This is a genomic window from Pseudomonas sp. BP01 (genome assembly GCF_022760795.1).
GTDB classification, from domain to species: Bacteria; Pseudomonadota; Gammaproteobacteria; order Pseudomonadales; family Pseudomonadaceae; genus Aquipseudomonas; species Aquipseudomonas putida_Q.
Genome location: NZ_JAFBKA010000113.1, coordinates 1 through 343 on the forward strand (window position 1 = coordinate 1; position 343 = coordinate 343).

A 343-nucleotide genomic window follows, 5' to 3' on the forward strand; every position below is an offset into this window, starting at 1 on the left:
GCGGAACCGGTGAGGGTGGTGCCGTCGGCATCGATGGCCAGGTTGCTCGGGCTGTCTGGCGCGGTGGTCAGCGGTACGTCGTACTCCACTGCCACGGAAGCGTTGCCGCTCGGGTCGGTCTGCACCAGGCTCAGCTGTTCGCCCGGCTGCACCGCCGGGTCGAGGTCGATCAGGAAGGTACCGTTGGCACCGACTACACCAGTGCCGATCACGGTGCCGTTGGCATCGCGCACTTCGACCGTTGCACCGGCTTCACCGCGACCACTCAGGGCCGTGCCACCCGCGCCGACCACGATGTTGCTGACCGCCTCAGGCGGGGTGATGTCCGGTGCATCGAACTGCA

The 343-nt window shown here is 67.6% G+C and carries 1 protein-coding gene; it reads right to left on the reverse strand.

The genetic code is table 11. The features are described from left to right. The coding region (locus JOY50_RS28720; RefSeq protein WP_243056195.1) for an Ig-like domain-containing protein at positions 1-343 on the reverse strand (343 nt) is incomplete at both ends.